General features: G+C 55.6%; 7 protein-coding genes and 1 pseudogene. 2 read left to right on the forward strand and 6 right to left on the reverse strand.

The window, feature by feature from the left end:
• The first annotated feature begins 208 nt into the window (after positions 1–208).
• Positions 209–2,659, forward strand: a complete 2,451-nt coding sequence (locus ACZ5RI_RS10770) for a TonB-dependent receptor (RefSeq protein ID WP_464512846.1) — start codon at positions 209–211, stop codon at positions 2,657–2,659.
• A 74-nt stretch (positions 2,660–2,733) separates the two neighbouring features.
• Here ACZ5RI_RS10770 and ACZ5RI_RS10775 read toward each other — a convergent pair whose 3' ends face one another.
• From ACZ5RI_RS10775 to ACZ5RI_RS10785, 3 genes are all read right to left on the reverse strand, one after another.
• The gene (locus ACZ5RI_RS10775; RefSeq protein ID WP_464512850.1) at positions 2,734–4,761 is read right to left on the reverse strand and encodes a YgiQ family radical SAM protein; all 2,028 of its coding nucleotides are present in this window, start codon (positions 4,759–4,761) and stop codon (positions 2,734–2,736) included.
• A 297-nt stretch (positions 4,762–5,058) separates the two neighbouring features.
• Positions 5,059–5,538, reverse strand: a complete 480-nt coding sequence (locus tag ACZ5RI_RS10780) for a pyridoxamine 5'-phosphate oxidase family protein (RefSeq protein WP_464512854.1) — start codon at positions 5,536–5,538, stop codon at positions 5,059–5,061.
• A 5-nt stretch (positions 5,539–5,543) separates the two neighbouring features.
• The gene (locus tag ACZ5RI_RS10785) at positions 5,544–6,788 is read right to left on the reverse strand and encodes a radical SAM protein (protein WP_464512858.1); all 1,245 of its coding nucleotides are present in this window, start codon (positions 6,786–6,788) and stop codon (positions 5,544–5,546) included.
• A gap of 162 nt (positions 6,789–6,950) precedes the next feature.
• Here ACZ5RI_RS10785 and ACZ5RI_RS10790 point away from each other — a divergent pair, with 162 nt between their 5' ends.
• Complete coding sequence (locus tag ACZ5RI_RS10790; RefSeq protein WP_464512860.1) at positions 6,951–7,940, forward strand: LysR substrate-binding domain-containing protein; 990 nt, start codon at positions 6,951–6,953, stop codon at positions 7,938–7,940.
• Between the two features lie 121 nt (positions 7,941–8,061).
• Here the strand turns inward: ACZ5RI_RS10790 and ACZ5RI_RS10795 are convergent.
• The 3 genes and pseudogenes from ACZ5RI_RS10795 to ACZ5RI_RS10805 all read right to left on the reverse strand — a co-directional run.
• Positions 8,062–9,075, reverse strand: a pseudogene (locus ACZ5RI_RS10795) (MFS transporter); the annotation flags it as partial.
• Positions 9,076–9,135: 60 nt separating this feature from the next.
• The gene (locus ACZ5RI_RS10800) at positions 9,136–11,466 is read right to left on the reverse strand and encodes a TonB-dependent receptor (protein WP_464512864.1); all 2,331 of its coding nucleotides are present in this window, start codon (positions 11,464–11,466) and stop codon (positions 9,136–9,138) included.
• Between the two features lie 628 nt (positions 11,467–12,094).
• Complete coding sequence (locus ACZ5RI_RS10805; RefSeq protein ID WP_464512867.1) at positions 12,095–14,392, reverse strand: glycoside hydrolase family 31 protein; 2,298 nt, start codon at positions 14,390–14,392, stop codon at positions 12,095–12,097.
• Between the last annotated feature and the right edge of the window lie 415 nt (positions 14,393–14,807).

A 14,807-nucleotide genomic window follows, 5' to 3' on the forward strand; every position in this document is an offset into this window, starting at 1 on the left:
GCAGGTAGCAGCGCAGGAATTATGCAGCCGTACAAATGTATATGTTTATTCTGCAACACATGCGCTTAATGTCTCAACACGCCCCGTTTTGAGGCAGGTAAGCGCGCCCCCACATCGTTGACCCCTCCGGCTGCAGCGCCCTCAATCGGGTTGTTGGGAAGACGAAGTACCGGCCACGGCCGATACGCCAAGCGCCATAGGGGGATTGATGGCTCGCATATATTCAATACCGCGTAACCGCAAAACGCTGCTGGGGACCATCCTGCTGGCCAGCACGATGTTGTCGGGCCTGCCCGCTCAAGCGCAGAATGTCGCCATGGCGGACACCAATACGGTTAACGACGCGGTGGGTTCCAAGGGGCTGGAAACCGTAGTGGTGACGGCAGAAAAACGCAGCGAGAATTTGCAGAAGGTGCCGATCAGCGTCGAAGTCTTCGGCGAGCAAAAGCTGGAAGACATGCATATTTCCAACTTCCGCGATCTGGCCCGTTATCTGCCGAGCGTATCCTATTCTGCAGGTGGTCAGGGCTCGAGCGGCGCACCGGGCTTTGCCACCGTATCGATGCGCGGCGTCACCAACGGTAACGACGGCAACCATTCCGGCCCGCAGCCGACCGTTGGCATCTATCTCGACGAACAACCGATGACCACCATCGGCGGTGCGGTTGACATTCCGGCCTATGACATTCAGCGCATCGAGGCCCTGGCCGGCCCCCAGGGCACACTGTATGGCGCCAGCTCGGAAGCGGGCACCTTACGCATCATCACCAACAAGCCCGACACCACGGATTTTTCGGCGGGCTATGAAGTCGAAGGCAACAGCGTCGCCCATGGCGGGCTGGGCCAATCGGTCAACGGCTTTGTCAATCTGCCCATCACCGAGAAGGCGGCCATCCGTCTGGTGGCGTGGGAAGAACATGATGCCGGTTATATCGATAACGTCTATAGTGAACGCACCTATCCGTCCTCGGGTATCACCGTCAACAATGCCGAATACGCCAAGAAAGACTATAATACCGTCGATAAATTGGGTGGGCGCGCGGCGCTGAAAATCGACCTCAACGACAACTGGACGATTACGCCCAGCATCATGGGCCAGCGTGAAACCAGCCATGGCTTCTTCGGCTATGATCCATCGGTCGGCACATTAGAGGTGTCGCATTACCACCCCGAAGTGATGCGCGATAACTGGTATCAGGCGGCCCTGACCATCGAGGGTAAGATTGCCAATTATGATGTGGTCTATTCCGGCGGTTACATGACCCGCCACGTCCATACCGAGGCCGATTACAACGATTACGCCTATTGGTATGACACTCTGGCGGGCTGGGGCTATTACTACACCGACAACAGCGGCAATCTGGTCGACCCGTCGCAATATATCGTTGCCAATGATGGCTTCACCAAGTTCAACAATGAACTGCGCATTTCCTCACCCAAGGAAGACAGCTTCCGCTGGGTGTTTGGCCTGTTTCAGGACCGCCAGACCCATAGCATTTTACAGAATTACAAGATTGATGATCTGGGGTCGGATTATTCCGTTACCGGCTGGCCCGGCACAGTGTGGCTGACCGATCAGATGCGGGTTGATCGGGATCAGGCCGTTTTTGTGGAAGCCTCTTACGACATACTGCCCAACCTGACCTTTACCGCCGGTGTCCGCGGCTTCCATTATAAAAACTCGCTGGTGGGCTTCTTTGGACTGGCCGCCACCATGAGCAGCCATACCGGTGAAGCGGGCTGCTTCAGCGATGCCACGGTCATGAAAGGCGCCCCCTGCACCGATGTCGACAAGTCGGTCAAGGAATATGGTGAGACCCACAAATTCAACCTCACCTGGCACATCAATGAAGACAAGATGGTCTATGCCACCTACTCCACCGGATTCCGTCCCGGTGGCGTCAACCGCTATGGCTCGCTGCCGCCTTACAAATCGGACAAGCTGACCAATTACGAAATCGGTTGGAAAACCAGCTGGCTTGACGATCAGGTCCGCTGGAACGGCGCCGCTTATATCGAAGACTGGAAGGACTTCCAGTTTGCCTTCCTTGGTCTCAATTCACTGACCCAGATCACCAACGCCGGACAGGCCGAGGTCAAGGGAATTGAAAGCGATATCAGCTGGCTGGTGACGGATTCCTTCACCATAACGGGATCGGGTGCCTACACCGATGCCAAACTAACCCAGGTTTATTGCGGTAGCCTGACGGCGTCGGGGGCGGCCGACACCAGCTGCACCAGCGCTGAGGCCAGTGCCCCAAAAGGCAGCGCCCTGCCAACTGTGCCAAAGCTCAAGATGAACCTGACCGGGCGCTACACATTTAATCTGTTCGGATTAGCCTCGCACTTACAGGGGGCGATGGTCTATCAAAGCGGATCGTGGCCCGACCTGCGCACCCGCGCCACCAGCCCGGCCACCGGCGAAGAAGTCAATATCCGTGACCTGCTTGGCCGCATGCCCGGCTTTGCCACCTTCGACTTTGGTTATGGCGTGCAGTACGACAACATCTCGGTCGAACTTGATGTGCGCAACGCCTTCGACAAGCTGGGCCAAATCTATCGCTTTGCCGCCTGCACAACGCAGGTTTGTGGTAATCAGCCCTACATCACCACGGTCACGCCACGCACCATTGCACTGCGCATAGGTCAAAAATTCTAAGTTTGTCTAGGGTATAACAGCAGCAACACCCGGTCATAGACCGGGTGTTTTGCTTTACAACAGAATGCACGAATTCAGCGAGAGCGAGGCCGGGGCTTGCGGCTTTTCCCCCGTACCGGCCCGGATGGCGAACCACCCGCCGGCTGGGTATAGGGCACCAGCTGATGCTTGCCCGGCCCGATCAGATCGGCGCGCCCCATCGCCTTCAGCGCCTCACGAAGCATCGGCCAGTTTTCCGGATCGTGATAGCGCAGGAAGGCCTTGTGCAGGCGGCGTTGACGACCGCCCTTGACCGCATCGACTTTTTCCGACGCTCCATGGCGCACCGGTTTCAGCGGATTGAAACCGGTGTGGTACATGGCGGTTGACAGCGCCATCGGCGACGCCAGATAGGTTTGCACCTGATCGGGGCGATAGGCGTTGCGCTTGAGCCAGAGCGCCAGATTGAGCATGTCTTCATCGGTTGTACCGGGATGGGCGGCGATGAAATACGGGATCAGATAATACTTTTTGCCCACCGCTTTGGCCGCAGCATCAAACATCTGTTTGAAGCGGTCATAGGTGGCAATGCCGGGCTTCATCATATGAGCCAGCGGCCCCGGCTCGGTATGCTCCGGCGCAATCTTGAGATAGCCACCAATGTGATGGGCGACCAGCTCGCGGATATATTCCGGGCTTCGGACCGCCAGATCATATCGCACACCCGACGCCACCATCACCTTGCGGATGCCCGGCAAAGCCCGCGCCTTGCGATAGAGCCGGATCAGCGCGTCATGACTGGTGTCCATATTCTTGCAGATGTCGGGATAGACGCAGGATGGCCGCTGACACACCGCTTCGGCCCGTTTATCCTTGCACGCCATGCGATACATGTTGGCGGTGGGGCCACCGATATCCGAGATGATCCCGGCAAAGCCTTCGGTCTTGTCCCGCACATGACCGATCTCGCGCAGGACGGAATCCTCCGAACGTGACTGAATGATGCGGCCCTCATGCTCGGTAATCGAGCAGAAGGCACAGCCACCGAAACAACCACGCAGGATGGTCACCGAATTACGGATCATTTCCCACGCCGGGATGCGCGTGCCGTTATAGGCCGGGTGCGGGCTGCGGGCATAGGGCAGCTCGTACACGCCATCCATTTCCACGGTGGTGAGCGGAATCGGCGGCGGGGTCAGCCAGACGTCACGCCCGGATTTTTCATCGCCGTGGCGCTGCACTAACGCATGGGCATTGCCGGGATTGCTTTGCTTGTGCAGCACACGACTGGCACGGGCATAACTTTCGGGGTCTGCCACCACCTGCTCGTAGGATGGCAACCGCACGACGCAGGTTTCAATTGGTCCGCGGGTTTGCTCCGGTGCATCGAGATCATCCGCATGCAGAACGGTCCAGCCATCAGGCACCGTTTTGCGGGCAAAGGCCAGTCCGCGCAAATCGGAAAAATCCTGATCCATGCCATGGTCGGCAATGCGGTGCGTCACATCAATCAACGCCCGTTCGGCATTGCCGTATAAAATCAGATCGGCCTTAGAATCGAGCAGCACCGAACGACGGATCTTATCGGACCAGTAATCGTAATGGGCAATCCGGCGTAACGAAGCTTCGATCCCTCCCAGCACAATCGGCACGCCGGGGAACGCTTCCTGACAGCGCATGGAATAGACAATGGCGGCGCGATCCGGCCGCTTGTCACCTTCGCCATTTGGGGTGTAGGCGTCGTCGTGGCGCAACCGCTTGTCGGATGTATAGCGGTTGACCATGGAATCCATATTGCCCGAGGTTACACCAAAATAGAGCGCTGGTTTGCCCAGCACCCGAAAGGCATTGGCGTCTTTCCAGTCGGGTTGGGCGATCACCCCCACCCGGAAGCCCTGCGATTCAAGCAGCCGCCCGATCAGTGCCATGCCAAAACTGGGGTGGTCGATATAGGCATCACCAGTGATCAGAATGACATCGCAGACATCCCAACCCAGCGCGGCCATTTCGGCACGTGACATCGGCAGAAAGGGCGCCGGTTTCATGCCCTTGCGATATTTCGGGCGGGAAAACAGCGGCACCGGCGGTTTACCGATGTCCAGGGGGGCATCTTGCGGAGGCATTTTTGTTTGGTCGGGCATCATTATGCGCCGTGATACCACGGATTGGCGCAAATGCGAGAGGCTGCATCGGTTTTCGGGCCTTGTCGCAACCCTGAAAAATACGAATGTGTTTTATGTGGTTAAAGAAATGCTGGCACTGGCGGCCAATACATTACACACCAATAAAATCAATTGGTTACAAAAAAGGTAGCCCGCACAGGATATCGCCCTGGTAAAGCAGATCTCTGGCGCAACCTGCGTTTACACCACGTGACCGACACGGCACCGGTCGGTCACGCAGCCTTCTCGCTTTATCCGTTATGCCGCAGTGTGGCGCGCCAACCGGTCAAGGTGAACGAAATGCGGATGCTTGCGGGCTTCCTCGCTGCGGCGGATTGCGGGGTTTTCGTCGATCACGCTTTCCGGCTCGATCACCCAGACAGCAGCCAGATCGGCATCTGGGCGCTCGGCCCTCAAACGGTTATACTGCTCCTGAAACAATGCGCCGGTGATGTGGGCCTTGATCGGCCGCCCCTTGATCTGCACCGCCCGCGCCCCCTGCCCAACCAACAGAACCGACACCGTTTTATCAAACCAGATACTGCGCACCATATTGCTGTTGCTGCGCGAAGATTCCAGCTGTTCGAGGTAGTACAGATTGCCATCCTCGCCAAGCTGCAGCGATTGCTTGACCACCGCATGGGGCACGCCATCGCCCCCCACCGTCGCCAGAACTTTCACCGTTGCCGGGTCCTGCAGTAATTCGACGACACGTTCATTGAAAATCAGTTTTTTCATTTGCTTTAATCCGCGTAATGCAGCCGGGCCAGATCGCTGTCGGAATGATTGCCGCAGCGGCGATAATCGTCAAAATCCACACTCAAATTATATTTCAGGCGTAGATTTTGCAGCCCCTGCGCCAGACGAATAAAATAATCGAGCGACGGCGATTTCTGATCGGCAAACTGTGATCCGGCCTGCGGCATCCAGATGGTGTGCACGGTGGTGACGCCCTTTTCGGCCAGCGATTCTGCTTCGTCGAGGGTTGATTTCAACGCCTCATCTTCCGATGTGAAACCATTCGGACCAGCCAGTTCCACCCCACCGACAATACCGGTGCTGATATTACCCCGACCGAAGATATCGACACCACGGATCAGGCGGTTCTTCCATTCCTGATAGCCGACCCAGCGCGCCTTGCCAGGGCAGATCCAGTTGAACTTTTCTTCGTTGAGCACTTCAATATCGGCGGTAAAGCTACCAAGTCCAGTCTCTTCGCGTAGGCGCCGCAGCTGCCTTTCGTTATAGGAAGTCGCCAGCAGCTGACTAGGAAAACGCTGTGTAGAAAAGGTTTCCGCAATCGCATGCAGGATACTGATATAATAATCGACCTCCAAATCACCGACATCTGCCCCCTTGACCATAGTGCCTCCGGTAATATGGATATTGGTAAAGCGCCCGCCTTCTTTCAAGGCTTCGGTGAAGCACTCCTTGACATCCTCGGGATTAAGCCGGGTCGGCAAATGGTAGGCCGCCCGCAATTTCTGATGCACATTGGGAAGGCTGCAAAACTTACAGCCCTGCGCATCAACATGATAAAAATAGCAAAAACTGGTGACGAACAGATCGAGCCGCTGCGGGCGGGCCGACACCACCTCGCGCATCAACAGCTCGGAACTGGTCTTCAGATCATAATATTTCGGCTTTGGCCATAGATCGACGTCCTCGACGATCTCACCATCATCGACCAGCACAAATTTGCCGTCGACATAATCCACATCATAGGGATCTTTTTCAATCGATTGTGGCATCACCAGCAACGTCGTGCCATCGCGCAATAACAACGAATGGGGAAAGCGGTGGCCTTGCCAAGTGTAAAGCTGATGGATCTCGGGGTTCATCGCCGCCAGGGTGCGCTTGGTATAATTTACACCCCGGCGATGGACATCAATTTTCCGGGCGATGAGGCGCGGGAAATCGGGATGCTGCGCCACGACATCATCGAAGCTTGGCTCGATGCGATATTTTAATTTTCCAACGGCAGACATGAAAACCTCGCTGAGGATTATAGCCGCTTGCCGTTGCTGCGACGGGCATATTTACGATCACGCCTGCGCAATCACGACAAACTATATGTAGATTATTCGAAATAACGTGATTGCAATCCAATAAAATTGATTTCCCAATATATTTATGGATACTATGCATCCATGCAGATGCGCCAAATAGAGGCTTTTCGCAGTGTCATGTTAAGCGGCGGTATTACCGCCGCAGCCAACATGATGCATATCAGCCAGCCCTCGGTAAGCCGGTTGATTGCCGATCTGGAATACGCGATTGGCTATGCTTTATTCGAACGGCGTGGCCGCCATCTGGTGCCGACTAAACGCGCTGAAATTTTCTTTGATGCCGTACGGCAAAGCTTTACCGGGCTTGATCTGTTAGAGCAGGCGGCACGGCGCATTGGTGCCCACCCGGTCGGCACCATTCGAATTGCCGCCCTGCCCGCACTAGCTGGTGGCGTGTTGCCGCATGCCATCCGACGATTTCGCCAAGCCTTTCCCGATATCAAAATCACGGTCGAGGGTCAGAACCAGCGTGGCGTTGAAGACCGCGTATTTCTTGGTCAGGCGGATATCGGTCTGGGTGTGCAAACCACGCACAAGGACGGCCTGCGCGCCACAGCGCTGGCACAGGCGGAATATGTCTGCGTGCTGCCACCGGGGCACCGCTTAAGCGCAAAAGAAACAGTAACCGCCGCCGATCTGGAAGGCGAAAGCATGATCGGCCCTATGCATGAGGCCGACGCGCTGTGGGATGCCATCGATCGCATGCTGGAAAGCGAGAGGGTCACGGTCAACCGCCCGGTTGAAAGCCAGATGTCGTTTCCATCTTACTGCTTCGTGGCCGCGGGGCTGGGGCTGATGATTGCCGAGCCTTTCACCGCCCCGTTGTTTGCCCGCGATGGAATTTGCCTGCGCCGCTTCCGCCCCCGCATTCAGGCGACTTTTACCTTCATTGAATCGGGCACCATTGGGCCAGCGTCTGAAGCCGTCGTCACCCTGCGGATGATTATTCACCAGGCATGCGCAGCGCTATTGGCTGAAGTTGATCAGCTCTGCCTAGACCCGGCTGTGCCCCCTCTATCGGCAAAAACAGATGCAGCACGAACGGGGCTGCAGCATAAGCCGCCGCAGTAAGTAGAAAAATCGGCAAATAACTGCCGCCCCGCGCCAACGCCAGTCCAGTACCCTGTACCATCACCATACCGGTGACATTGCCCCAGAAGGCTGCCACCCCCGTCACACGGCCTACTTTGGTTTCCGGCATGACATCGGTGATCACACCGAACAAATTGACCGAGAAAACCTGATGCGAGGCCAGCGTGAGACCAAACAAAAGTACCGCAATCCATAGATTTCCGGCAAATGGCACCCATAACACGGCGGGAACTGTCAAAGCCGCGGCGGTCATAATCGGGCGACGGCAAGCTTCCATACTTTGCCGCCGCGACAGATGGGCTGGCAACCAACCACCGAGCAGCGAGCCCGCCGATGACAGGCCATAGATGATGGCAACAGGAACCGCCAGCGCCAAAACACCAAGATGATAGCTGCGATGCAGGTAATCGGGAATCCAAAACAGCAGCAACCACCAGGCCTGATCCGACAGCACCTTGGTACCGCTGATGGCCCAGGTCCGCCGATCCAGCCAGATATCGCGCCACCGCACAGATGGCTCTGTAAGTGAGGCCGTTTCCTGCCAGCGCCAACGAACGCGCCGGGCCGTAATATACCAGGCGGCAGCCCAAACCAGCCCACAACCACCAGCCAGAATAAAAGTCAGCCGCCAGCCCAGCGACACCGCCATATGCGAGATAGACAAGGGAATGATAATGGCGCCTACACAGCCGATGCCACCGATCAAACCGAAATACAAAGAGCGCTGACCTGCATCGGCAAACAGCACCGAGAGAGTTTTAACCGTAATCGGTGTGCCCAAAGCCTCGCTCGCCCCTAATGAAAACCGGGCAGCAAGGAATTGGCCAAAACTTGTCGCCAAGCCATGCAACGCCGCAGCAATGCTCCAGCTGCCAACCGCAAAGGCGTTGGCATATTTTGGCTCGACCCGATCAACGAACCAACCTGCAAAAGGAAATGCCGCCGCGGCCGCAAGCTGGAATACCGCTACCAGTGTGCCGTAACCGGCATCGTTCCAGCCCAGATCGACTTCCATCATCGGTTTTAGCAATGCAATAATCTGGCGATCGGCTTGATTGAGAATGCCGGCCGTCAAAAGCAGAAATAACAAAATCGTCCGTGCGGATTTCGACATGATACCCCACTTTAAAAGAGTCGCGGCCGGGGGCTTATTACCGGCCCCATAACCAGTTCATCACCCTGGCCGCGTGCACCCCCACGTGCTTTTAAAATCCTTGTGAAGATTGATACCGACATAGCGGCTATCATCACGCGGTACCCAACGGGTGACGTAGCCGGCGCTGCCAGAGGCCGCCGTAGCACCGGTACTTTGCAGATAGGATGCGTAATGATGGTTGAGCAGATTCTTGACGGTGAAGCTTATGCTCCAGTCAGAAATATGGTTTTCCAAACTGATGTCGGCATTCCAGATCCCGAAAGATTTTTCGATCGTATCGGGCGACTCGCTCAGATCGTACTGAACCTTACTTTGCCAGCGCGTATCGGTGCCGAAATCCAGATCAAAGCTGCTACTCACAGGGTAGCGATAATCGGCCCGCAAACTGAACTTCCAGGCTGGGGTGAAGGGTAAAGGCTGTCCCTCAATTGCCCAATTGCGCCCAACAATGGCGGTCTTATCGACATAGGCATTGGTATAGGCCAGCCCGCCAGACAGCGTCAGCCGGTCCAGTGGCGATGCCGAGAAATCGGCTTCAATACCCTGGCTCAATACAGTTCCGGCATTGACCAGATTTGTCACCACCGTGCCATTAATCAGGTTGGGAAAGTTTGCCTGAAAGTCGTGGAATTCGGTGTGAAAGGCCGCAAGATTGACGAGCAACCGATTATCAAGCAGCTTTGATTTCAGGCCGATTTCAAAGGAATCTGATGTCTCGGGATTGAGTACTTTACCCTGCGTCGCCGGCAACATGTTAAAAAACACATTATAGGCTGGCCCCTTATAACCACGGGCGTAGGAAACATACCCTGACACATCATGGTTGATATCATATTGCAGGCCAAAATGGCTGGCATAACCGTAATTGATGGTTTCATCATGGTGATACGCGGATGAGACATTGATGCCGCTATCCGCCGCCGTTGATTGACGCTGATGATGATACCCTAAATCATCACCGATCAGGCGCACGCCAGCGATAGCGCGAAAACTTTGCGTCAGGTTGGCCGTTACTTCCGCAAATAAAGAATAATTATCGTTTTTTGTGCCATACTGTGCGATGCCGGTGTTGACCTTACCGGTGCCAGCTGCCGTATCCTGACGCTCATATGTCTCGGTATCGATCGCGTGCAAATAATAGCCGCCAGCAACATATTCGATCAGCGCCCCCTTGGGCGAGGCAATCCGGAATTCCTCGGAATACTGATCAAAATCAAGCCAGCCATAATCAACGATCTGCTTGATATAGGCGGAAGCGGACGTAATGTCGTTATCACCGACCTGATGGTTATGCCATTTGCGATAGGCCGAAATCGACGTCAGGGTATAATCGCCCAGTAACCAATCGACTTGCGCCGACACACCGGCATTATTGTCGATGACATAGGTCGGCTGGTTGGAATTGATGCGCCGGTTATCATCGCTGGCCACCACAGGTGCAATCAGCGCGACATAAGACGGATTCTTCGTCACCACACCGCCCGGATAGCTGATATTGGTGCTGGCGAAGGTCGCGGTTCCCGTCGAATTGGTATAGAGATAATCCGCCGCCAGCAAAATGCGCAGCGTGTCGTCGGGGGTGAATTCAAGCTTTACCCGGCCGCCATATTTGCGATAACCGTTGACCGTATGATCATTATAGACGTTGGTGACATTGCCATCGAAATTGCCAACCAGCAGACTGGCCAGGGCATTGACTTTGCCCGGCAACAAAGTGCCTGAAACGCTGGCGTTGGCCCTTAATTCGTTTCGTTCGTAATAGGAAACTGTAGCGCCAGCGGTAAAATCCTCCGTCGGATTTTTGGTGATGATATTGACGACACCCGCAGATGCATTCTTGCCGAAGAGTGTCCCCTGCGGACCGCGCAACACCTCGATATGATCGACATCCGCCAGATCGAAGGTGGCCTGACCGGGGCGGACCAGTACCACACCATCGACCACGGTAGAGACCGAAGGCTCCGCCCCAGGCGATGTCGTCACCGTACCAACACCGCGGATAAACAGCCCCTGATCCTTATTCGAGGAACCATCGCGGAAATTCAAACTGGGTACCGCAGTGGCAATAGCATTAATATTGTTGAGGTTCTGGAATGCGGCCTGATCGCCATCAACCACGGTCACCGCCACCGGCACTTTTTGCAGGGGCTCGGGCCGACGCGTCGCCGAAACAATCACCGTTTCTTTTGCATCCTGCCCCGGCACAAAGCCGCTATAGGTCGTAGACGCATCAGCCAGCTGCACCGGCGACGCGGTAGCACTATCGTCGACATAAAGCGCATCGGCATAGGCAATGTTGGCATAGCTGGTGCTGCACGCCGCCAGACTGCCCAAAAGTGATAACGCCAATCGTGGTCTGCGTTTATACGACCGAGAAAAAAGCACTGCGGATAAATACGTATTTTTGCGCACAGTAATCCCCTATGGCGGGCAGGCTATGCCCGACCGTCAGAAACTGATGTGCCGGCGACAGCAATTCTCTGCCGTATCCGCGAACGCGACACGCCTTGGCACATCAGTACGTATTGTTACGAAATTGGTCGCCCGCCTTAAGCGGGGGCAATCCTCTGGCCACGGACCTGCTCTGCCGGATCTGTGCCGGCAAACCGTCTGGTCCCATGGCTATCGATCAAAAAAGTCGACACATCCCAGCACCCCAGAAAACACGAACCCCTTTTGTAGACCGCTCAGGCGTTCAAAAGGCGTCGTGCGCGTTAATCCTTGATGATGCCACCACACAGCATTTCATCAAAAAAACGCGGATGTTTTTGGCCCCATGCCCGGCCACACCGGCCGATAATTCACTCTGCAACGCAATAAGTACACAATCTCTATATTACTAATAGAGAAATGTCAACGCATATGTGTGCAATGACATATTTAACTTATTAATTATGTATAACATGACAAACGTTAAAAACACGGTGCGGCCCAAAGGATCGCACCGTGCTAGGCGTTGGTAATAATCGTCGGTGTCTTACTTGACCACTTCGACCGGGGCAACTGAACCCGACAGCTTTTTCAGTTTGTCGTTCCAGGTCAGCACCGTCTGTGTCACACCACGGCCGGTTTCATAACCATAGGTATGGCCATCATCGTCATAGAGCGTGAAGCTGGCATTAGCACCAGGATAGACTTTGATTTTTGCGATGGTTTGCTTTTCGGCGGTGGACTGCACATCCGAACCGAACGGCACGATCGAACCCGCCTTGACGAACAGCGGAATGTGATCAATGGGGGCTGCAGCCACAATCCAGCGCCCCCCCTTTTCCTTTTTACCGGTCCAGTAATCGTACCAGTCGGCACCCGCAGGCAGATAGACCCGCACCTTGGTCTGGCCCTGCTCGGTCACCGGAGCGACCAGGAAGGACGATCCAAACATATATTCGGTACCCAGATTGGCAACGTTCGGGTCACCTGCAAAGTCCATCCACAGCGGACGCATGAACGGCACCCCCGTGTCATAGGTCTGCTTGGCGCTAGCATAAATATAGGGCATCAGCTGATAGCGCAGCTTATCATACTGGGCCAAAATCTTCTCGGCCGCGGGGCCCAGCGCCCAGATTTCGGTGTGCTTGCGCGAACCGTGCACACGCAAGGTCGGCAAGAAGGTGCCGTATTCAAACCAGCGCACGAACAGTTCGGGATAATCGGCATTCTTGCCGACCACATCTTCCGCACCGGCAGGATCGACCAGTGGCGAATGCTTGGCCGTACTGGTCTGTGACAGGCTCTGCCAACCGCCGATGTCGTTGCCCCAATAGGCAATGCCCGAAGTGACCATATTGAGGCCGGTGGGGACCTGACGCTGCAAAGCTTCCCAGGTCGAATTGATGTCCGACGACCAGGTCAGGGCCCCGGTGCGCTGCGACCCAAGATAGGAAGCACGGGCTAAAATCAACACCCGCTCGTCTGGCTTTGCGCTGCGCATACCGTCGGCAAAGCCTTCGACATGCATTAGCGGGAAAACATTGTGATACCGATCACCGGAACCAATCGAATAGAAGAAGCCATCGGGCACCAGATCCGGCTCGGTCTCATCCAGCCAAGGGTAATCGAAACCGTGGCTCAGGATATTATCATGGGCGTGTTCCCAATACCATTTGCGCGCATCCGGATTGGTCGCGTCGATCAGGGCGCCAGTACGATCGGAACGGAACGGCAGACCGTCTTGTGTCTTGCCATCCTTATCTTTAAGGAAATAGCCCTTCTGGTCCAATTCGGCGAAATAGCGACCGGCGCGCTCGTAACGCGGCCAGATCGACACGACCGAACGCATACCCTTGTCGTGCAGTTCCTTATTCATCGCATCGGCGTTGGGGAACTCGGCCGGATTAATGTCCATCTGGCCCATCTTGGTCCAATAGAACCAATCTACCACCATGACATCGAGCGGATATTTCTTTTGGCGATAGGTATTGGCGACACGCAGCACTTCGTCCTGGCTGTCATAACGCGCCTTGGACTGGATCAGGCCAAGGGCAGCCTTAGGCGGGATCGGCGTCTTACCGGTCAGTCGGGCATATCCGGCAAAGATGTCTTTCGGCGTACCAGTGATGACGAAGAAGGAAACCCGCTCGCCAACATTGGATTGGATGTGGGTCGAGCCATGAATGCCCGCCGATACGATGGTATCCGACGGGTTATCCCAAACAATGGCGTAGCCCTTGGATGAATACAACACCGGCACGCAGACCGTTTCGCCAGCGGGCGCGTCATACCAATGCTTGCAATCGATAGTGCGGCCCTTGAGATCCAGAATACCTTCCTGGTTCTGACCAAGGCCATAGAAATGCTCGTCCGGGGCGGCAGCAAAGCGGGCACCCACCAGGAACGTCTTCTCGCCCGCCACTTCGTGCGGCGCCATGTCCCAGCCCGTCATGGCGAGAATCTTCTCACCGGCAGCATTGGTGATTGTGGCCTGCACATCCGGCAGATCGGGCGCGAAATAGTTTTCCATCATGCTGCGGGTATGCAGCTTGATAGTCGGCACGGTGAGCTTCAACGCGGTGGAGGCAAAGCTATCACCGCTCGCGTCTGTTGCCTGATGGAAGGCGGAATTGTCGGCGTGATTGGCAAGGATTCCGTATCCCGGCCCGGACTCGGCCTTCTTCCTGTCGACCGCAATGGTGACATGGACGACGTTGGGGCCGTAAGCCTCCACCGTCACATAAGCGCCGTTGCGCTCCAGAACGGCAATGGGGGCGCCAAGCGCCGGGATCGCCGCCATGCCTGTCACAGCCAGAACTGCTGCGAGAGTCGCCGTAAACCGCATGAGATATCTCCACCCACAATTAATATGATAATCGGTTTTGCAATCGACGCCGCTCTTGTCAAGAGTGATGGCGCCTGGCCGGTAATGTCATGCGGCACAGCATAAAGACGGCCTTAAGCATCCCGAAATGGGGCAACCGCATAGCCAATCGGACTGGGCCCCGCAACCAACAACGTTGCATAGGCACAAACACAACCAAAAATACAAATTTCTACCAGGCATGTCAGGAGGGAATAGTATGCCGCACATCAACCAGGCGCCGCGGGGGGGGGGGGGGCGATAAGACCTTGCTAACGTGTCGCTTCCAACAGCGTAATTTTCACCACAGGAACATCGTAGTGATGCTGCAAAGGTTCGCTAAACCGTAATCCTGTTCCACAGCCAGGATAGTATCGCCAGAATTCAGCGTGTTGTA

This window comes from Micropepsis pineolensis (assembly GCF_055392125.1).

What these genes read in the sequence shown, in the direction of transcription:
- ACZ5RI_RS10805 (WP_464512867.1), bottom strand. Translation starts at nt 14,392, where the DNA reads ATGCGGTTTACGGCGACTCTCGCAGCAGTTCTGGCTGTGACAGGCATG.
- ACZ5RI_RS10790 (WP_464512860.1), top strand. Translation starts at nt 6,951, where the DNA reads ATGCAGATGCGCCAAATAGAGGCTTTTCGCAGTGTCATGTTAAGCGGC.
- ACZ5RI_RS10770 (WP_464512846.1), top strand. Translation starts at nt 209, where the DNA reads ATGGCTCGCATATATTCAATACCGCGTAACCGCAAAACGCTGCTGGGG.
- ACZ5RI_RS10785 (WP_464512858.1), bottom strand. Translation starts at nt 6,788, where the DNA reads ATGTCTGCCGTTGGAAAATTAAAATATCGCATCGAGCCAAGCTTCGAT.
- ACZ5RI_RS10775 (WP_464512850.1), bottom strand. Translation starts at nt 4,761, where the DNA reads ATGCCTCCGCAAGATGCCCCCCTGGACATCGGTAAACCGCCGGTGCCG.
- ACZ5RI_RS10780 (WP_464512854.1), bottom strand. Translation starts at nt 5,538, where the DNA reads ATGAAAAAACTGATTTTCAATGAACGTGTCGTCGAATTACTGCAGGAC.